Genomic DNA, 19,010 nt, shown 5'->3' on the forward strand with positions numbered 1-19,010 from the left:
GGGTGGCTGCATCAGCGGCAGACGGTGCCGGGTTTCGGGGGCTGGGCGGTGAGGAGGTAGTGGTCGGTGGCCTCGGTGATGCAGGGGTTGCTCTGGAGGTAGGCGGTGTGGCCGTCGCCGTCGAGGGTGAGCAGGACGCCGGAGTCGAGCTGGGACGAGAGGCTCTGGGCCCACTTGTAGGGGGTGGCCGGGTCGCGGAGGGTGCCGATGACCAGGATGGGGGCCGCGCCCTTGGCGGTGAGGGCCCCGGGCTTCTCCTTGGTCTGGACGGGCCAGGTGACGCAGGGGAGGCCGCCCCACACGACGAAGGGACCGAAGCGGGGCGAGTCCTTGGTGGCCTTCTGGGCGGACTTCTCGTAGCTGGGGACGTCCGGGGGGTTGGGCTTGTCGACGCAGTTGACGGCCATGTTGGCCTCGGCCTGGTTGCTGTAGGTGCCGTCGGGCTTGCGCTCCACCATCGTGTCGGCGAGGGAGATGAGGAGGGTTCCGTCCCCGCGTTGCATGGCCTGGGTCAGGGCCTGGCGTAGGACGGGCCAGCCTTCTTTGGCGTAGAGGGCGGCGGCTATGCCGGTGGCGGCCCAGGACTCGGTGACCTTACGGGAGTCGCGGCTGTTGGTGAGGGGGGTCTGGTCGGCCTTCTTCAGGAGGGCGGCCACCTTGTCCGTCGCGCCCTGGACGGACGTGCCGAGGGGGCAGCCGACGCCCTTGACGCAGTCGGCGGCGAACGCCCGGAACGCGGTCTCGAAGCCCTTGGCCTGCTCGATCAGGATCTGCGTGGACGACTGCCGCGGGTCGACGGCGCCGTCCAGGACGAGGGCGCGGACGTTCTTGGGGAACTGTTCGGCGTAGTGGGCGCCGAGATACGTCCCGTAGGAGGCGCCGAAGTAGCTGAGCTTGGTGTCGCCCACGGCGGCGCGGAGGACGTCGATGTCGCGGGCGGCGTTGGCCGTCCCGACGAAGGGCAGGCGGGCGGCGGCGCGGGTCTTGCAGGCGTCGGAGAACGCCTTGCTCTCGGCGGCGTAGGCGTCGACCTCGCGCTGGTCGTCGGGTGAGGAGTCGGCGCTGAAGTAGCGGTCGAGGCGCGGGCCGTCCAGGCAGCGGATGGGGTCGCTGGCGCCGACGCCGCGGGGGTCGAAGCCGATGATGTCGAAGCGCTCGCGGACGTCCTGCCCGAAGGAGCGGCCTGCTTGGCGGAGGAACTCGACACCCGAACCGCCGGGGCCACCCGGGTTGGTGAACAGGGACCCGATACGGCGCGACTTGTTCTCGGTGGGAAGCCGGATGAGGGAGAGCTTGAGCTTGTCCCCGTTTGGCTTGTCGTAGTCGAGCGGGACCTGGACGGTGCCGCACTGGAAACCGCTGCCGCATCCCTTCCAGGACGCCTGCTGCTTGTAGAACGCGTCCAGGCCGGGGGCTGCTCCGGCGGGGGGCGGTTGGGGGGCGGGCTTGGCCGCCGCCTGGTCGTCTCCCCCGTTGCAGGCGGTCGCTGCCAGCAGGAGGACGAGGGTGGCGCTCAAGAACTTCGTACTCCGACCCGGCACTGTGCCCCCGTATATCTCGCGACCCGTATGGCCCTGCATACGGTACGTCCCCGCGGCGCCGGGGTTGCTCATCAACGCGCCATGGGCGAAATAGCGGTTTGGAGGGGAGCGTTTGAGGGGGTGTGACGACAACCACAGGGAATGCTCCGCGGACACTGAAGATCTTCAAGCGGGTCAGGGTCTATCTCGGCGGCCATCTGGTGGCCGACTCTCTGACTCCCTGGCTGGTTTGGGAGGGACCGTATCCGGCTTACTACCTTCCACTGGCGGACGTGCGTGCCGAGCTGATCGAGGAAGGGCCGGGACGCGTCTCGTCCAGCCGGGGAGCCTCGACGGCGTACACGGTGAAGGTGGACGGGGCGCAGGCCCCGGGGGCGGCGCTGCGGTATCTCGACTCGCCGGTGGAGGAGCTGCGCGGGCTCGTCCGGCTCGACTGGAACTCGATGGACGCCTGGTTCGAGGAGGACGAGGAGGTCCATGTCCATCCGCGCAGCCCGTTCGTCCGGGTGGACGTCCTGGCGAGCTCGCGGCAGGTGCGGGTCGAGGTGGACGGCGTGACGGTGGCCGAGTCGAGCAGCCCGAGGATCCTGTTCGAGACCGGGATGCCGACCCGGTACTACCTGCCGAAACCGGACGTCCGGATGGATCTGCTGGAGAAGTCCGAAACCGGGACCGGTTGCCCGTACAAGGGGCAGGCGGAGTACTGGTCGGTGCGGGCCGGCGACACGGTGCACAAGGATCTGGCCTGGTCATACCCCACGCCGCTGCCCGAGAGCCGGGACGTGGCGGGCCTGGTCTGCTTCTACAGCGAGAAGCTCGATATTTACGTGGACGGGGTGCTGCAACAGCGACCGGGCTGACAAAAATTGAGCCCGGAGGACAACTTCGGGCCTGATCTTTATCAACGGGCGTCTCACCATCCTATGTGACATCGTGCGATGGTGTGATGCCCGTCCCTTTTGGCGGGAAAGTCTTGCGCTACTCGGCCAACTTACCTGACCGTAGGTTACGCAAACGTAAGTTAAGCGCCCGGGGGAGACCACACGTGACAGCTCCGACCGCGACACCCCTGCGCCGCAGGCTGGCCGAGGCCGCGCGCATGCTCACCACTCCGCTCCTGCCCGAGGACTACCTCGCGCTGGTCAACCCGCTCTGGTCCACCGCCGACCCGCGAGGACGCGTCGAAACCGTCCAGCACGAGGTCGCGGGGGTGGCGACGCTGGTGATCAGGCCCGGAATCACCTGGCCCGGCCACCTGCCGGGACAGTGGCTCAAGATCGGCGTGGACCTCGACGGCGTCCGGCACTGGCGGACGTTCTCCCTCTCGTCCCCGCCCCGCCCGGACGGCCGGATCACGATCACCGTCAAGGCCACCGAGGACGGCCGGGTGTCTCAGCATCTGGTCAACACCATCCACCCGGGGGCGATCGTCCGCCTGGCGGCGGCGGAGGGCGAGTTCGTCCTGCCCTCTCCCCTGCCCGGACGGCTGCTGTTCCTGACCGCCGGCAGCGGCATCACCCCGGTGATGGCCATGCTGCGCGACCTGGCCGCCCGCCGGGCGATGCCGGACACCGTCCTGATCCACTCCGCCAGGACACCCGACGAGGTGATCTTCGGCGCCGAGCTGCGCGATCTCGCCCGGCGCTTCCCGAACCTGCGCCTGCACGAGCGGCACACCGCCGCCGACGGCCGCTTCACCCTCGACGAACTCGGCGACGTCTGCGCCGATTGGACCGATCGCGACGCCTGGGCCTGCGGCCCGACCGCCCTGCTGGACGACGCCGAGGAGCACTGGCACGCCAACGGGGCGGCCGCGCGGCTGCGTGTCGAGCACTTCCGGCCGCGGCTGCTGGCCGCCGAGGGCGAGGGCGGACGAGTCACGTTCGCGACCAGCGGCGTCGAGGTCGACGCCGACGGCGGGACGCCGCTGCTGGACGCCGGAGAGCGCGCCGGGGCCCTGCTTCCGAGCGGCTGCCGGATGGGCATCTGCTACAGCTGCGTCGGCCGCCTGCGCACCGGCCAGGTCCGTGACCTGCGCACCGGCGAGGTCCACGGCGAAGAGGGCCACCTCGTCCAGACGTGCGTCTCCGCCGCCGCGGGCCCCGTCGAGATCGAACTCTGACGCGGCCCGCCGCTCCCCCAAGACATCCGTGACCACCCTCCCCATTTGAGGAGACCTTCGTCATGACCTCGACCACCGCACATCTGACCGCCGCCGACTACGAGGCGATCGCCCGCGAGCTGGACGCCCTGCGCGACGAGATCAGCGCCGACCTGGGCGACAGCGACTCCGACTACATCCACCGGATCATCCGGCTCCAGCGCGGGCTGGAGATCGGCGGGCGCGCGATGCTGATGGCGTCGTGCCTGCCGCCCGCCTGGATCGCCGGGACGGCGACGCTGACCGTGTCCAAGATCCTGGAGAACATGGAGATCGGGCACAACGTCATGCACGGCCAGTGGGACTGGATGCGCGACCCGAAGATCCACTCCACCACCTGGGAATGGGACAACGTCTCCCCGGCCGAGCAGTGGAAGCACTCGCACAACTTCGTCCACCACACGTTCACCAACGTCCTGGGCAAGGACAACGACGTGGGCTACGGCATCCTCCGCGTGGCCCCGGAGCAGAACTGGCACTGGGCGCACCTGCCGCAGCCGATCTACAACGCGCTGCTGGCGATGTTCTTCGAGTACGGCGTGGCCCTGCACGACCTGGGAATCGACAAGATCCGGGCCGGGGAGCACGACCCCGAGGAGGTCAAGGCCAAGCTCCGCGCGATCGGCCGCAAGATCCGCCGCCAGTGGGGCAAGGACTACGTGGCCTTCCCGCTGCTCAGCGGCCCCCAGTTCCTCACGACGTTCGCCGCCAACTTCACCGCCAACATCGCCCGGAACGTCTGGGCGCACACCATCATCTTCTGCGGCCACTTCCCCGGGGACGTCGAGGTCTTCGAGGAGGAGATGATGGAGGGCGAGACCAAGGGCGAATGGTACGTCCGGCAACTGCTCGGCTCGGCCAACATCGACGGTGGCCCCCTCTTCCACCTCATGACCGGCAACCTCAGCCACCAGATCGAGCACCACCTCTTCCCCGACCTGCCCAGCAACCGCTACGCCGAGATCGCCCCCCGTATCCGGGCCCTCTGCGAGAAGTACGACCTGCCCTACAACACGGGGTCGCTCGCCAAGCAGGTCGGCAGCACCTGGAAGAAGATCTTCCGCTACGCCCTCCCCGGCCCCAAGCGCGCGCCCGCTCCGTCCACGCCGGCCAAACACCCCATCGCCGCCTAACTCCGCCCCTCCCGCGCGACCACCACGCACCAGGCCCGGGCCCCGCGACCATGGGCGCCCGGGCTCGGGGCGTTGTGTGCGGTTATTCGGGGTTGTAGGTGGCTTCGTGTTGGCGGCGGGGGGAGCAGACGGAGGCGGAGGGGCAGGAGCAGCGGCCGCCGGAGGAGAGACGGACGGTGACCGTGTCGGACGGGACGTTGCGCGCGACCACCTGGCCCGGGCCCTCGGGGGTCTCGACGCGCTGGCCGAGGTCGGGCATGCGCTCGTGGGCCTGGACGTAGAGCGGGTGCTCGTACTTCAGGCAGCACATGAGGCGCCCGCAGGCGCCCGCGATGCGGAGGGGGTTGACCGGGAGGTCCTGTTCCTTGGCCATGCGGACGGAGACGGGCTCGAAGTCCTTGAGGAAGGTCGCGCAGCACAGGTCGCGGCCGCAGGGGCCGATGCCGCCCTGGAGGCGGGCCTCGTCGCGGGGACCGACCTGGCGGAGTTCGACGCGGGCCTTGATGCCACGGGCCAGGTCGCGGACGAGGGCGCGGAAGTCCACCCGGTGCGGCGCGGTGAAGTAGATCTTGAAGACGTTCTCGTGGTCGAGGTAGTCGACGCCGATGACCTTCATCGGGAGCTCGTGCTTGCGGATCAGCCGCTTGGCGATGGAGCGGCCCTCGGCGCGGCGGCGGCGGTTGGACTCGTCCCGGTCGAGGTGCTCCTGCTCGGCTAGGCCCTCGCATACGGGGAGTCCGTCTATGTCTTCGGAGACCCATTGCGGGGCCCAGACGCATTCGGCCACCTCGTGCCCGCCGTCGGTGGGGACCAGGACCTTGTCGCCGACGCGTGGGGAATGCGGGCCCGGGTCGAGGTAGTAGAGCCGTCCGTACCGGGTGAAGCTGACAGCCATCACCATGCCCACGGTTTGCTCCGTTCGCCCGGTTTTGTTACTTCACCCTACGTCTGGACGCGTTCACCACGCGACGTCTGCCAAAGCGGCGGGTGACATCCGGTGCGGGATTACCAGGTGACGTCTCTGAGATCCTCGGCTGGGACGGGTTGGACGCCCGCCGCGTAGAGGTTGCCGTCGCTGGCCGAGGCCAGGAGGTGGCCGCCGGTGGTGTCGTGGTCGAGGCGGGCGAGGGCTCCGCCGGCCCTCTTGGCCCACAGGACGCGGGTGGGTCTGCCGGTGTCGAGGGAGTAGGCCTGGAGGGAGATCTGGGAGCCCCGGGCGACGCCCGCGACGATGGTGCGGCCGTCGCGGCTCATGACGGCGGGGCCGGTGCCGGGCGGGAGCTTGAAGACCGGACGGCTGATCTTGAGGTCGCCGGACGACGCCCGGGTGTCGAGCACGCGGATCTGGCGCGACTTGGTGCGCAGGGGGCTCCAGACGAACGCCAGCGAGTCGCCCGCCCAGGACAGGCCGCTGATGCGGGCGGGCATCCGGGCCGTCCAGACCTTGCGTTCGGACGTCGAGGACGAGATGACGTCGACGCGGCTGCCCTTGCCCCGGTAGGTGACGTAGGCGATCCGGTCGCCCTTGGGCCCGACGGCGAGGTCGGACCAGGCGGTGGAGGTGCCGGGGACGGTCACGTTGGGGATCGGGGTCAGGTCTTTGGGCTGGCCGTTCTTGTCGAGGCGGAGGCGTTGGAACGTTACCTGCCGGGTGTCGGACGAGGCGACCACGTACGTGCCGCCGCTCGCGGCGACTTGCTGGAAGCGGCGTCCGGCCGGGGCCGCGACGGGGAGGCCGACGTCGCGTCCGGTACGGACGTCGCGGACGACGAGCGCGGTGCCGTTGAGGCGCACGCCGACGACGTAGCGCGGCTCGGCGCGGTTCTTCTTGACGGCGGCCTTGGCGGCGGCGGGCTTCTTGTCGTCGTCGGAGCGCTGGTAGGCGTGGACGAGGTCCAGGCCGCCGCCGATGCCCAGGGCCGCGACCAGGGCGACCCCGATTGGCACGGCACCCCGCAGGGCTCCCTTGCGATTGCCGTCCATGGCGTTCGCCCCGCACCCGCCTCTCCGCGTCAGACTCCGTTCACCGGCCTGTCGTTACTATCTCATCCGCCGGTCGCCGAACGCGCTTCGCCGGACAAATCGTTCATCGGAGGACGGCGCGCGCCGCCTGGGCGGCCTGGTCGCGGTAGGAACCGCCGAAGAGGGCGGCGTGCACCAGCAGCGGGTGGAGCTGGTGCAGCGGAACGCGCTCGCGCCAGCCGTCGGCGAGCGGACGGGTCTCGTCGTAGGCGGCCAGGACGCGGTCGAGGTGCGGGGCGCCGAAGAGCGCCAGCATCGCCAGATCGGTCTCGCGATGCCCGCCGTGCGCGGCCGGATCGACGAGCATGGCGCGTCCGTCCGGCCAGAGGACGTTGCCCGACCACAGGTCGCCATGGATGCGGGCGGGCGGCTCGTCCGGCCCGGCCAGCCGGTCGATCTCCTCGATCACCCGCTCGACCGGGCGGGCGTCGCCGGACGCCAGCCCGGCCCTGCGCAGGAAGGGCGCCAGGCGGCGTTCGGCGTACCAGGGGCCCCAGCGGCGCTCGTCCGGCGTGTTGTCGAGTGGGAGGTCGGCTATGAACCCCTCCCAGGGCGCCCCGTATGCGTCGGGAGAGGCCGCGTGCATCTCCGCGAGTTCCCGGCCGAGTCGCTCGGCTGCGTCCGGTGTGGGCGTCCCCGGGGGCAGCCACGGCAGGACGAGAAGGTGGTCGTCGGCCGCGAGGACGTCCGGGACGGGCCCCGCCCCGGCCAGCCAGCGCAACCCGGCCGCTTCGGCGGCGAACACGCCGTGACGCCCGTCCGCCGCCTTGACGAACACCTCGCGGCCGTCGTCGAGCGACGCCCGGTGCAGCGTCCAGGCGTGGCTGGACCCGAGGTCGTCCAGCCGGACGACCCGCGCGCCGAGCAGCTCCTCGATCCGGGTCCGCGTCACAGCTTCTTGCGGATCTCGTCGAGCAGGCCCGGCATGGCCGCCTCCACCAGCCGCAGGACATGGTCGAAGTCGGCGCGGCTTCCGTAGTAGGGATCGGGCACGTCGAGATCGTCCCCGGCGTCCGGGTCGAACTCGCGCAGCAGCCGGATCTTGCCGCGCTCCTCGGCGTCGGGCGCGAGCGTGCGCAGCGCGCGCCGGTGCCCGTCGTCCAGCGCGACGATCAGGTCGTACCGGGCGAACCACTCGCGCTCGAACCGCCGCGCGCTGTGGGACGTCCGGTACCCGGCACGCCGCAGCGCCGCGACCGAGCGGGAGTCGGCGGGGTCCCCGGCATGCCAGCCGTCGGTGCCCGAGCTGTCGACCTCGACGTCCAGGCCCTCCTCCTCCACATGGTGGCGGAAGACCTGCTCGGCGATCGGCGAGCGGCAGATATTGCCCGTGCAGACGAAGGTCACTCGCAGCAAGACCCCACCCAATCCCTCCGGCCGATGACCGGCCCAGTCTACGAACGCCTCGCTTCGGGACGCTTCGCGACCGTCACCCGGTCCACCCCGGGCTTGCCCTTGAATGCCTCCACGAGCCGGGGGGCCGCCCCCGGGGACTGGAGTACAACCCTGAAGGAATCAGGGATGCCTCTGGAGCTCGTCCTTGATCGCCTGCTTCCGCTGGGGCGTCGTCGCCTTGTTCTGGCAGTTCCCCCCGGACGTCCTGGTGCACAGGGAGACGACGACCTCGGTCACGGCCGGGGCGGCGGCGTCGGGGCGGCCGTTGTCCGGGACGAACACCAGGCCGACGGCCACCGCGGCGGCCACCGTCGCGGCGACCGCGACCGCGACCGCGACCGCGAGCGGGACGGCGACCCGGCGGCGGGACGCAGCGCCGGGACGTCCTCGGGGCCGAGCGTCTCGGACACGCCCCGCAGGGCGTCGATCAGGCGGTCCTCGGTCGCGGTCACTGCTCCTCCTCCAGAATCCGGCCCAGCGCGGCGAGCGCGCGGGACTTGGTCGACTTGACGGTGAACGGGCGGCGCCGACGGCGCAGCGCCGCGCGGCAGCCGTTCAGGACGGACGAGCGCACGTAGGTGAGGGCCTTCTCGCGGTCACGCAGACGCGGACAGCGACGGTAGAGGCCGGTGAACGCGTCCTGGACGACGTCCTCCGCGGTTGGACGGTCCCCCACCATCATCAAGGCGAGGCGCATCAGCCCTAGGGCGCGTCCCCGGTAGAGGTCGGTCACCGCTGTTGTGGCGTCCGGCGGTTCCTGGACGGGCAGCACATCAACTTCCATGTCCCAGAGACTCCGTGCGGCCCTTGAGGTTGCTTCCCCAACGAAAACGGCCCCCGGTCGGAACCGGGGGCCGTTCGGGTGGTGCGTACTATCCGCGCTTCACGGCGTTGAGGGCGTCGATGATGCCCGAACCGTAGAACCCGTTGCCGGCCTTGGTGCCTTCACAGGTCTGCTTGGAGGTGTACTTGACCCACTTGCCGCTCTCCAGCCGGTACCAGACGTAGTCGACCGTGCTGGGGCTCGGGCAGGCGGTCCTGGTGGAGGTGCCGCGCAGAATCCGTTCGACGATCCGCGGGTCCAGGGTCAGGCCGCCGCGAGCGCGGTCCTTCTTCCCGTACTTGCTGACGATCAGGGCCGCGACGCCGGCCGCGTGCGGGGACGCCATCGAGGTGCCCTGGATCGACTGGTAGTACGCGCACTTGCCGCCCGCGCAGCTGCGCAGGACGCGCGGCGTGTTCGGGGTGCCGTCCGGGTTCAGCTCGCCGTTGGCGCGGGCGAGGGACTCGGGGTAGGCGGCCCAGATGCCGAGCTTGTCGTCCGGCTTCTGGCTGGGGTTGTCGACCTTGTCGCCACCCGGGGCGGCGACGGCGACGTACCCGTTGCCGAAGCTGGAGAAGTACGACTTGCGCTTGGTGATGCCGGTCGAGGAGACCGGAATGACGCCCTTGCCCTCGGACGGCATCGAGACGCAGCTGGCCGGGATCGTCCGCTTGTAGGGCTTCTCACCCGGGGTGGACGCGAAGTCGGGGCTGGTCTCGTCGATGTTGGTCTTGGTGTAGTCGACCTGCTGGTTTCCGGCGGCCGCCACCAGGGTCACGCCGCGCTTGCGGGCGAAGTCCAGGGCCCGCTGGGTGGCCTTGATGATCGTGCGCTGCTCGAGCTGGTCGACGGCCGAGTCGGCGGCGTTGTTCGCGCAGTTCCACAGCCACGGGTCGATGTAGTAGCTCATGTTGACCACGTCGACGCCGGTCTTGCCCGCGTAGGTCAGCGCGTCCACGGTCGGCTGCAGGAAGAACATGCCCGAGTCCTGGCCGACCCGCAGGTTGACCAGCGAGACGCGCGGCGCGACACCGGCCATGCCGATCCCGTTGCGCGGCGACCCGATCGTCGAGGCGACGTGCGTGCCGTGGTCGTTCTCGTCCACGTCGGCGGCGTCGTTGCAGGACTTGTCGGCCTCTTCCTCGCACGGCCCGTCCAGCGGCTTGCCGTCGGCGTCATACGGGACGTCCACGGTGAAGTTGCGGCTGAGCTTGCCGTTGAAGTTCGGCTTGATGTCGGGGTGGTTGCCGTCCACGCCGGTGTCCATGACGCCGACCAGGACGCGCTTGCTGCCACGCTCGATCTTGTAGGAGCCGTTGGCGGTGGCGTTGATCTGCTTCATGTCCCACTGGAGGTCGGCCAGCGGGTCCTGCCCCTTGCCGGCCTTGACCGAGATCGGCCCCTGGGCGCCGGCCTCGGACTCGACGTCCTTGCCCTTGGCCTTGACGGCCGTCTTGGGCGCGGTGCCGATGACGCGGTTCAGGCCGACCCCGTCCAGGGCCTTCTCCTTGGCCGCGGCCTGCGAGAACGCCGGGTTCGTCGAGCGGACCGTGGCGACACCGATGTCGGTGTTCTCGCGGACGATGGAGCCGCCCGCGGCCTTCACGGCATCGCGGGACTTCCCGAGCGCGGCGCCCTCCTTGTACAGGACGACGTACTCGTGAGCCTTTCCATCGCTGGGGGCCTGCGGTTTGTTCGGCCCCGCCGAAGCGGGCATGGCCAGCACGGTCGTCGATCCAACGACGACCGCGCAGGCAGCGGAGATCACAGCGCGCCGCAAGGCGAACCTCCTGGCTTGGTGGGGAATAGCCCGCTTTGCGGGCTTGGCCAGGAACGCTACGGGAGGCTCAGTTGAGACATGCGCACAGATAAATAACAAAAAGGGACAATATTGATGAATACGATCACACTACGTCCCGCTCGACATACATCCCGTAATCACCTGACTCACGCAGTAATCCACCCCGTCCACCACCGGCCACCCCACCCGCACAACCAGCCTCCGCGCGAGCCAGCGCAGCACGGAGCAACCCAGGACACCCGGCAAGACGCAAGCAACACGGCGCTACACCGTCCGGCGCCAGGGGGCGACACAGCGCGGCTAGCGCAAGGCGAGAACGTCGGGATGGGCAAGGCGGCACGGGACGGCATGCAATAGCGCAGTGTGGAACGTCCGGGGTGCGCGGGCGGCGCAGGACGGTACGGCGGAGGGCACGGCGACGTGGGCTAACGCGAGGGGGCGGGGTTGGGATGGCGATGCGGGCAGCACGGCACGGAACGCGGCGAGGCGGCATCAAGGTGGGCCGGGAGCAGCCGACACGGGACGGTACGGGACGCGCAGCGTGGCAGCCCGGGACGGCGTGGGGCGGGACGGTGTGGTGGCGGGATGGCGGCGTGGTTAGTGCGGCACGGTGTTAGTGCGGTGTGGGGTGGGGCGAGGGGTTCGGGTGGGGTGGGGGTGGGTTTAGGAGGGGCGGTAGCGGAGGAGGACTACGCCGGAGTGGAAGGGGCGGGTCTCGGTCAGGTGGAGGGCGGGGACGTTGGTGGCGTCGGCGAAGAGGCGGGCGCCGTGGCCGATCACGACGGGGTAGACGAACAGGCGGTACTCGTCGACCAGGCCCGCGGCGATGAGCGCGTGGACCAGCTTGATGCTGCCGGTGGTGACGATGTCCTTGCCCGGCTTGGCCTTCAGGGCCGTGATCTCTTCGGTGAGGTTCCCCGTAAGGATGGTGGAGTTTTCCCATTGCGGGTCGGTGATGGTCTTGGAGACGACGTACTTCGAGACCCGGTTCAGGTAGTCGGTGACGCCGGTGGTGTCGTTGGTCTGCAGGGGCCAGTAGCCGCGCATGTCCTCGAAGGTCTGGCGGCCGAAGAGGACGGCGTCGCACGCGTCGCTCTGCTCGCGGAGCGCGGCCTCCAGGTCTTGGGTGTCGGCCTTGCCCGCGACGTCGAACCAGCCCTCGGACGCGTCGATGACCCCGTCCAGGGTGATGTTCTCGGTGACGACCAGGTCCCGCATGTGTGCCTCCAACGTGGTGGTTTCCGGCGTTGGGGGTATCGACTCGGCGGGGCGGCCGAATTCATCGGCGGATCAGCCGGTGCGGAGGGTCAGGGTCAGGGCCTCGACGGCCAGCAGCGGGTTGACGTTGGCCTCGAGCCGCTCGCGGCAGGCCATGATCGCGTCCAGTCGGCGGATGGTGGCCTCCGGTGGGCCCTGGGACGCGGCGGTGCGCAGTTCGGGTGCGAGGTCGACGTTGATCAGTTCGGTGCCCGCGCCCAGTTGGAGGGTGAGGACGTCCCGGTAATAGGAGGCCAGGTCGAGCAGCGTGCGGTCGAGCGAGTCGCGCTTGGTGCGGGTGGCGCGGGACTTCTGCCGGTCTTCGAGGTCTTTGAGCGCTCCGGCCGTCCCGCGCGGCATGCGGCCCTTCGCGCTCTCGCCGAGCGCCTGGCGCAGCGCGCCGGTCTCCGACTCGTTCAGCTCCTCGGTCTCGGCCTTGGCCTCGGCCTCGGCCGCCTTCACCAGCGCCTCGGCGGCCGTCATGGCGGGCCCCACGGAGGTCAGGCGGCGCGGGACGGCCAGCACCTCGACGCGGTGCGCGCGCGCCTCCGCGTCGGTGGCCAGCCGCCGGGCGCGTCCGATGTGTCCCTGCGCGGCCCGGGCCGACGTGGCGGCGGTCTCGGGGTCGACCCCGTCCCGCTGGACGAGCACCTCGGCGATGGCCGAGACGGGCGGGGTCCGCAGGGTCACCAGCCGGCAGCGGGAGCGGATGGTGATCAGCATGTCTTCGGGCGAGGGCGTGCACATGAGCCAGACCGTCCGCGGCGGCGGCTCCTCGATCGCCTTGAGCAGCGCGTTGGCCGCGGCCTCGGTGGCCCGGTCCGCGTCCTCGAACAGGACGATCTGCCAGCGCCCCACGCTCGGCGAGGACGACGCCCGCAGCACCAGCTCGCGCGTCTCCTTCACCCCGTATGACAGCCCGGCCGGACGGACGACGTCGAGGTCGGCGTGTGTCCCTTGGAGTACCTGGTGGCAGGCGGCGCAGTGACCGCACCCCCGGGGGGCGTCGGTGCACTGGAGGGCGGCGGCGAAGGCCCGCGCGGCGGTGGACCGTCCCGACCCGGGCGGCCCCGTGAAGAGCCACGCGTGCGCCATTCCGCCGTCCCCTTCGACGGCCGAGCGCAACTGCTCGACGACCGGCCCCTGCCCCACCAGGTCATCCCAAACGCTCATCCCCCAAGGCTATTGCCTCGTCCGGCCGCCGGGGGCTCAGGCGTCGGTGATGGCCGGGAAGGTGCTGGTCACGTCCTCGGTTCCGGCCGGGATGGGGTCGGGGAGGATCTCGCGGATGCGGTACTGGATCTCGCGGGTGATCTCGGCCGGGGGACGTCCGGCGTCCAGGACGAGGTAGCGCTCGGGCTCGGCCTCGGCCAGCGCGCGGAAACCCTGCCGGACGCGCTCGTGGAACTCCTCGGGCTCGGACTCGATGCGGTCGGCCGGGGACGGGAGGCGTCCGAGCCCGGTCTCCGGCCGCACCTCGAGCAGGACGGTCAGATCGGGGACGAGACCGCCCGTGGCCCACTCGTTGAGCTTCGCGATCTCGCTGACGGACTGCTCGCGGCCAAAGCCCTGGTAGGCCAGGGACGAGTCGACGTAGCGGTCGCTGACGACGATGGCGCCGCGTTCCATGGCGGGACGGATCACGTTGCCGACATGGTCGGCGCGGTCGGCGGCGTACAGAAGGGTCTCGGCGCGGGACGTCAGGCCCGTGGTGTCGCGGTCGAGCAGCATGGCGCGCAGCCGCATGCCGATCTTGGTGGCGCCGGGCTCCTGGGTGGAGACGACGTCGTAGCCGTGGTCGCGCAGCCAGATCGCGGCCAGGCGCGCCTGCGTCGTCTTGCCCGCGCCCTCGCCGCCTTCGAAGGCGATGAAGACGCCGCGCTCGCGGACGACGGGAGCCGCGGCGGGCTCGGCGGCCTGCTCGCGCGGCGTGTAGGTCTCGCCCCGGACGGCCGCGGCCACGTCCAGGACGAGGGGGATGCCGCGCCGGTCGTCCAGCCAGCGGAAGGCCACCGCGCCGGGGACCAGCGCCAGGACGGCGGCGATCAGCAGGGCGGCGTTGGTGCTGCGCAGGTCGTAGTCGGCGTCGCCGAAGCTCAGCGTCCGGTCGCCGAGCAGGGCCGCCACCGCCGGGACGGCCGCGCAGACGATCAGCGCGGTGACCAGCGCGACCGAGCGCAGGTAGGCGAACGCGCGCTCGCCCAGGCCGGTCAGCGCCGAGCCGTTCGACCAGGCGGCGCCCGCGGCCACGCCCAGGAAACCGGCCGCGAACGCCGCCACCACGAGGTTCTGGACGAGCGCGACGACGATGAGGACCAGCGCCGCCGCGATGACCGCGAGGCCCAGCAGCCTGCGCCGGCTGAGCGGCACGAGAACCCGCGGACCGAGGAAGACGCCGAACGCCAGACCCACGCTCAAGCCGAGCAGGACCGAGCCATAGCCCGCGTCACCGCCGCCAAGCGCGCGCGCATGAACCTGGGCGACGGACACGACCGCGCTCGCCGTCAGGGACGCGACGACCACCGCGACGGTCAGGCCGCGCGCGTCGGCGGGACGCAGCCCCTGCGCGATCAGCTTGAGCGGTGCCGGGACGGACACCGGACCGGTGGTGGGCAGCTCGCGCAGCGCGGACACCGCCGCGGCGGCCGCGAGGAACACCACCGCGGTGACGTACAGGGCCAGGTCGGCGCGATCGTCCTGGCCGAGGAGATCGTCGGCGAAGAGTCCGAGGACGGCGAACAGGGCCGCGGCCACCGGCGCCGACCCGTAGGCGGCCCGGCGCGCGGAACGCCGCGCGACATCGGCCTGGTCGTCATCGTCCCCGTCGCCGTGGGCGGCAGCGCGCGCGTCGCCGGGACGGACGTCGCCGTGGCTGTCACCGTGGGCGGCGGCGGCCAGGGCGGGGACCGATGAGCCGATCACCGGGATCCACAGGACGGTCACGCACGAGACGACGAACGCGGCGGCGAGCGTCCAGGGCAGCGCGTCCACCAGCGGGACGGAGAGGATCAGCGCGAACCGCAGGCTGTCGGCCACCGTCATCGTCAGCCGCCGGTCGAGGCCGGACGCGATCGGCCCGGCCAGCGGTGCGAGCAGCACCACCGGAAGGATCATCAGGACCAGGACGGCGCCGACGGCCTGGGCCCGGGAGGCGACATCGTCGCCGCTGGTCAGCACCCCCGCCATGGCGGTCAGCGCCGCGACGCTCAGCCAGTGGCCGAGACTGGACAGCCAGAGCGCGATCCACAGCCGCCGGAACGGCCGGACGGATCCGCTCGCCGACGGCGCGGTCGCGGCGCGTGACGGCGTGGTGGCGGCGTGCGGCGGCCGATTGTCGCCCGTTCTGGTCATGTCGGTCAGGGTATCGGCGTCGTTGTCCTTAGGGGTCGGACTTTGCCGTCCCCAGGCGGTTCATCGACGTGACGGCCGGCTCCGGGGCGTCCGGGAGCCGGCCGTTCCGTGAGGTCAGGCGGACGTGCGGCGCCGGGTCGGCTTCTTCTTGCCGCCGCCTGCGGCCACCTTCTCACGCCGCTCGGCCAGCAGTTCGGCGGCGCGCTGGATCGTGATCGACTCCACCTCGTCGCCCTTGCGCAGGCTGGCGTTGGTCTCGCCGTCGGTGACGTATGGGCCGAAACGGCCCTCCTTCACCACGACCGGCTGGCCGCTGGCGGGATCGTTGCCCAGCTCGCGCAGCGGCGCGGCGGCCGCGGCACGGCCCCGTCCCCGCTGCTTGGGCTGGGCGAGCAGCTCCTTGGCCTGTTCGAGGGTGACCGTGAACAGGTCTTCCTCGGACGTCAGCGAACGGCTGTCGGTGCCCCGCTTGATGTAGGGACCGAAACGGCCGTTCTGGGCGGTCACCGGCTCGCCGTCCAGCTCCCCCAGGTTGCGCGGGAGCGAGAGCAACTTGAGCGCGTCGTCGAGCGTGATCGTGTCGAGCGACATCGACTTGAAGAGCGAGCCGGTGCGCGGCTTGGCCGCGTCGGCCTTCTTCGTCCGCTTCTTCTTCTCGCCCTCCGCCGGGGCCGGGGCCTCGGGCAGGATCTCGGTGACGTATGGGCCGAAGCGCCCCGACTTGGCCACGATCGTGTTGCCCGTGGCCGGGTCGACGCCGAGCTCGCGGTCGCCGCTGGGCTGCGCGAACAGCTCCTCGGCCTTCTCGGCGGTCAGCTCGTCCGGCGCGACGTCCTCGGGGATGTTGACCCGCTCGCCGTCGCGGTCGAGGTACGGGCCGTACCGTCCGACCCGCACCATGATGTCGGTGCCCTTGATCGGGAACGAGCTGATGCCCTTGGCGTCGATGTCGCCGATGTCCTGGGTGAGCTCCTTCAGGCCCTCTTCGCCGTTGGCGCCGAAGTAGAACCGCTGGAGCCAGCGCACCCGCTCGGCCTCACCACGGGCGATCTCGTCGAGACCGTCCTCCATGTTGGCGGTGAAGTCGTAGTCGACCAGGTTGCCGAAGTGCTGCTCCAGCAGGTTGATCACCGCGAACGCCAGGAACGACGGGACCAGCGCCGTCCCCTTCTTGAACACATAGCCCCGGTCGAGGATCGTCCCGATGATCGAGGCGTAGGTGGACGGGCGTCCGATCTCGCGCTCTTCCAGCTCCTTGACCAGGCTGGCCTCGGTGTAGCGGGCCGGTGCGCGGGTCGAGTGCCCCTCGGCCGCGATCGACTGCGCCGACAGCGGGTCGCCCTGGTCGAGGTTGGGCAGCCGCCGCTCCTGGTCGTCGCGGTCGGTCGACGGGTCGTCGGCGCTTTCCACGTACGCCTTCAGGAAGCCGTGGAAGGTGATCGTCTTACCCGTGGCGCCGAACTCGGCGACCTCGTTGCTCGTCGAGACGCCGGTGACGCGGATCGAGACCGACTGGCCCGCGGCGTCCTTCATCTGGCTGGCGATCGTCCGCTTCCAGATCAGCTCGTACAGCCGGAACTGGTCGCCCGAAAGCCCGGTCTCGGCCGGCGTCCGGAACGTCTCGCCCGCCGGACGGATCGCCTCGTGCGCCTCCTGCGCGTTCTTGACCTTGGAGGTGTAGACGCGCGGCTTGTCCGGGACGTACTCGGCCCCGAACAGCGTCGCGGCCTGCCGCCGGGCCGCGGTGATCGCCGTCTCCGACAAGGTGATCGAGTCGGTTCGCATATAGGTGATGAAGCCGTTCTCGTACAGCTTCTGCGCGACCGACATCGTGTACTTCGCCGAGTAGCTCAGCTTGCGGCTGGCCTCCTGCTGCAAGGTCGTGGTGCGGAACGGCGGGTACGGCTTGCGCGAGTAGGGCTTGCTCTCGACCGACTTGACCTCGTAGGGCCGGTCGGTCAGCCGCTCGGCCAGCGCGCGCGCGGCCTCTTCGTCCAGGTGAAGGACGTCGCGGGTCTTCAGCGTGCCGTCGGAGGAGAAGTCGCGGCCCTGCGCCACACGCTTGCCGTCGACGGACACGAGCCCGGCCTTGAAGGACGTCGGCTCCTCGTCCTTGCCGGTGCCGAACTGCGCCTGGATGTCCCAGTAGTGCGCCGGGACGAACGCGATGCGCTCGCGCTCACGCTCGACGACCAGCCGGGTCGCCACGGACTGCACACGGCCCGCCGACAGCTTCGGCATGACCTTCTTCCACAGCACCGGGCTGACCTCGTAGCCGTACAGCCGGTCGAGGATGCGGCGGGTCTCCTGGGCGTCGACCAGGCGCAGGTTGAGCGTTCGGGGATTGGCGGCGGCGGCCCTGATGGCGTCCTTGGTGATCTCGTTGAAGACCATCCGGTGGACGGGCACCTTGGGCTTGAGCACCTCCTGGAGGTGCCAGGCGATCGCCTCGCCCTCCCGGTCCTCGTCCGTCGCGAGATAGAGCTCGTCGGCCTCGGCCAAGAGCTTCTTGAGTTTCTGAACCTGCTGCTTCTTGTCGGTGTTGACCACGTAAAGGGGTTCGAAGCCATGGTCGACGTTCACGCCGAGCTTGGCCCACGCCTCACCCTTGTACTTGGCCGGCACTTCCGACGCGCTTCCGGGGAGGTCCCGGATGTGGCCGATACTGGACTCGACGACATAGCCGCCGCCCAGGTATCCGGCGATCGTCTTCGCCTTGGCAGGCGATTCGACGATCACCAGGCGGGTTCCGGCTCCCCCGCCCTCACCACCACGCTTCGCAGTGCCGTTCTTGGCTGGCACAGTCGCTCCAACCTCGCTGTCTGGTCTCTTACATGGGATAGCTACCAACGTTGCATGACGACGTTTCCATGCCCGCGAGTTCCCGCCGCGGTGAACCTCCGACAGGATGACACGTCGCCACGGGGTCGCGGACCTCGGCCGCCACCAGGGGGTCCCCCGGCGTACACCGGCAGGCCATAATGGACCGCGATGGTGCAGTACACCTACCTCGTCTTGCGACTGCCTCGCGGCACCACCCGTGACACCGCCCGGCAGGTTCTGACCGAGCACGCCGAGCTCGGCGGCTGGGAACTCGATCGGTTGCGCCTCTACCCCGACGGTAGCCGCCGAATCCAACTCCGCAAGAAGATCATCCGCCAGGTACGCACTTTCTGAGCCCTGCCAGGCGGCTTCTGACCGCCCTCAACACCACCAGAATCGTACGCATCTGACCACTCCTGCCCGGAGCGTAGCACTACGTACGAATCTTATGACGTCCCGTAATCATAATCTCTCCCCCCACCCCTTAATCCACCCCCAAAACCCACTTCCACCAACAACCACTCCATCACCCATAGACCTCATCGCCCACAAAAACTTCTTGCACCACCCCAACTCCCCACAACCAACCCCAATCCCCACCAACCCACACCCCAACCAACCCGGCCTCCCATCCAGAATCACCCTCACCACCCACCCCTGCGACACCGTCCACGGGTCAAGCGTCATCGCGCCCAGCAGCGGC

Annotated in this window: 16 protein-coding genes; 4 read left to right on the top strand and 12 right to left on the bottom strand. The window is 70.3% G+C overall.

The annotated features are described in order from the left end of the window. Positions 1–11: 11 nt before the first annotated feature. Entirely contained in the window at positions 12–1,517 is a 1,506-nt protein-coding gene (locus ACQPY4_RS39500; protein ID WP_433330118.1) for an alpha/beta hydrolase, read from the bottom strand. Positions 1,518–1,741: 224 nt separating this feature from the next. Here ACQPY4_RS39500 and ACQPY4_RS39505 point away from each other — a divergent pair, with 224 nt between their 5' ends. The 3 genes from ACQPY4_RS39505 (at position 1,742) to ACQPY4_RS39515 (ending at position 4,835) form a co-directional block, all read left to right on the top strand. After that, positions 1,742–2,401, top strand: coding sequence for a DUF427 domain-containing protein (locus ACQPY4_RS39505; RefSeq protein WP_433339218.1), 660 nt, complete (start codon positions 1,742–1,744; stop codon positions 2,399–2,401). Between the two features lie 185 nt (positions 2,402–2,586). Next, positions 2,587–3,663, top strand: a complete 1,077-nt coding sequence (locus tag ACQPY4_RS39510) for a ferredoxin reductase (RefSeq protein WP_433330120.1) — start codon at positions 2,587–2,589, stop codon at positions 3,661–3,663. Positions 3,664–3,725: 62 nt separating this feature from the next. After that, positions 3,726–4,835 carry a fatty acid desaturase family protein gene (locus ACQPY4_RS39515; RefSeq protein ID WP_433330122.1) on the top strand — a complete coding sequence of 370 codons (1,110 nt, stop codon included), beginning with the start codon at positions 3,726–3,728 and terminating at the stop codon, positions 4,833–4,835. 82 nt (positions 4,836–4,917) lie between these two features. On the opposite strand, the gene ACQPY4_RS39520 is transcribed toward ACQPY4_RS39515, so the two are convergent. The 11 genes from ACQPY4_RS39520 to topA all read right to left on the bottom strand — a co-directional run bounded on the left by ACQPY4_RS39520 (position 4,918) and on the right by topA (position 18,286). Then, positions 4,918–5,736, bottom strand: coding sequence for a PSP1 domain-containing protein (locus ACQPY4_RS39520; RefSeq protein WP_433330124.1), 819 nt, complete (start codon positions 5,734–5,736; stop codon positions 4,918–4,920). 104 nt (positions 5,737–5,840) lie between these two features. Then, positions 5,841–6,782, bottom strand: coding sequence for a hypothetical protein (locus ACQPY4_RS39525; protein ID WP_433330126.1), 942 nt, complete (start codon positions 6,780–6,782; stop codon positions 5,841–5,843). Positions 6,783–6,921: 139 nt separating this feature from the next. After that, positions 6,922–7,749 carry a fructosamine kinase family protein gene (locus tag ACQPY4_RS39530; RefSeq protein WP_433330128.1) on the bottom strand — a complete coding sequence of 276 codons (828 nt, stop codon included), beginning with the start codon at positions 7,747–7,749 and terminating at the stop codon, positions 6,922–6,924. Then, positions 7,746–8,204 carry a low molecular weight protein-tyrosine-phosphatase gene (locus tag ACQPY4_RS39535; RefSeq protein WP_433339220.1) on the bottom strand — a complete coding sequence of 153 codons (459 nt, stop codon included), beginning with the start codon at positions 8,202–8,204 and terminating at the stop codon, positions 7,746–7,748. The genes ACQPY4_RS39530 and ACQPY4_RS39535 overlap by 4 nt, the downstream gene beginning before the upstream one ends. Before the next feature lie 168 nt (positions 8,205–8,372). Next, positions 8,373–8,561, bottom strand: a complete 189-nt coding sequence (locus tag ACQPY4_RS39540) for a hypothetical protein (protein WP_433330130.1) — start codon at positions 8,559–8,561, stop codon at positions 8,373–8,375. Between the two features lie 139 nt (positions 8,562–8,700). Further along, positions 8,701–9,036, bottom strand: coding sequence for an RNA polymerase sigma factor (locus ACQPY4_RS39545; protein WP_433330132.1), 336 nt, complete (start codon positions 9,034–9,036; stop codon positions 8,701–8,703). Positions 9,037–9,124: 88 nt separating this feature from the next. Then, positions 9,125–10,855: a S8 family peptidase gene (locus tag ACQPY4_RS39550; protein WP_433330134.1), complete on the bottom strand. Its 1,731-nt coding sequence runs from the start codon at positions 10,853–10,855 to the stop codon at positions 9,125–9,127. A 684-nt stretch (positions 10,856–11,539) separates the two neighbouring features. Continuing rightward, positions 11,540–12,094, bottom strand: a complete 555-nt coding sequence (locus tag ACQPY4_RS39555) for a dihydrofolate reductase family protein (RefSeq protein WP_433330136.1) — start codon at positions 12,092–12,094, stop codon at positions 11,540–11,542. 72 nt (positions 12,095–12,166) lie between these two features. Continuing rightward, positions 12,167–13,306, bottom strand: coding sequence for a DNA polymerase III subunit delta' (locus ACQPY4_RS39560; protein WP_433330138.1), 1,140 nt, complete (start codon positions 13,304–13,306; stop codon positions 12,167–12,169). A 36-nt stretch (positions 13,307–13,342) separates the two neighbouring features. Beyond that, positions 13,343–15,484, bottom strand: coding sequence for a dTMP kinase (tmk, locus tag ACQPY4_RS39565; protein ID WP_433330140.1), 2,142 nt, complete (start codon positions 15,482–15,484; stop codon positions 13,343–13,345). Positions 15,485–15,598: 114 nt separating this feature from the next. Then, complete coding sequence (topA, locus tag ACQPY4_RS39570; RefSeq protein WP_433330142.1) at positions 15,599–18,286, bottom strand: type I DNA topoisomerase; 2,688 nt, start codon at positions 18,284–18,286, stop codon at positions 15,599–15,601. Between the two features lie 189 nt (positions 18,287–18,475). Here topA and ACQPY4_RS39575 point away from each other — a divergent pair, with 189 nt between their 5' ends. After that, positions 18,476–18,661, top strand: coding sequence for a DUF5703 family protein (locus tag ACQPY4_RS39575; protein ID WP_433330144.1), 186 nt, complete (start codon positions 18,476–18,478; stop codon positions 18,659–18,661). Positions 18,662–19,010: the final 349 nt, after the last annotated feature.

The organism is Spirillospora sp. CA-294931 (genome assembly GCF_050946795.1).
GTDB lineage: Bacteria > Actinomycetota > Actinomycetes > Streptosporangiales > Streptosporangiaceae > Spirillospora.

Bases quoted from the DNA above. Each gene is read 5' to 3' on its own strand.
- ACQPY4_RS39515 (WP_433330122.1), top strand. From the start codon at position 3,726: ATGACCTCGACCACCGCACATCTGACCGCCGCCGACTACGAGGCGATC.
- ACQPY4_RS39545 (WP_433330132.1), bottom strand. From the start codon at position 9,036: ATGGAAGTTGATGTGCTGCCCGTCCAGGAACCGCCGGACGCCACAACA.
- ACQPY4_RS39575 (WP_433330144.1), top strand. From the start codon at position 18,476: ATGGTGCAGTACACCTACCTCGTCTTGCGACTGCCTCGCGGCACCACC.
- ACQPY4_RS39560 (WP_433330138.1), bottom strand. From the start codon at position 13,306: ATGAGCGTTTGGGATGACCTGGTGGGGCAGGGGCCGGTCGTCGAGCAG.
- ACQPY4_RS39555 (WP_433330136.1), bottom strand. From the start codon at position 12,094: ATGCGGGACCTGGTCGTCACCGAGAACATCACCCTGGACGGGGTCATC.
- tmk (WP_433330140.1), bottom strand. From the start codon at position 15,484: ATGACCAGAACGGGCGACAATCGGCCGCCGCACGCCGCCACCACGCCG.
- ACQPY4_RS39520 (WP_433330124.1), bottom strand. From the start codon at position 5,736: ATGGTGATGGCTGTCAGCTTCACCCGGTACGGACGGCTCTACTACCTC.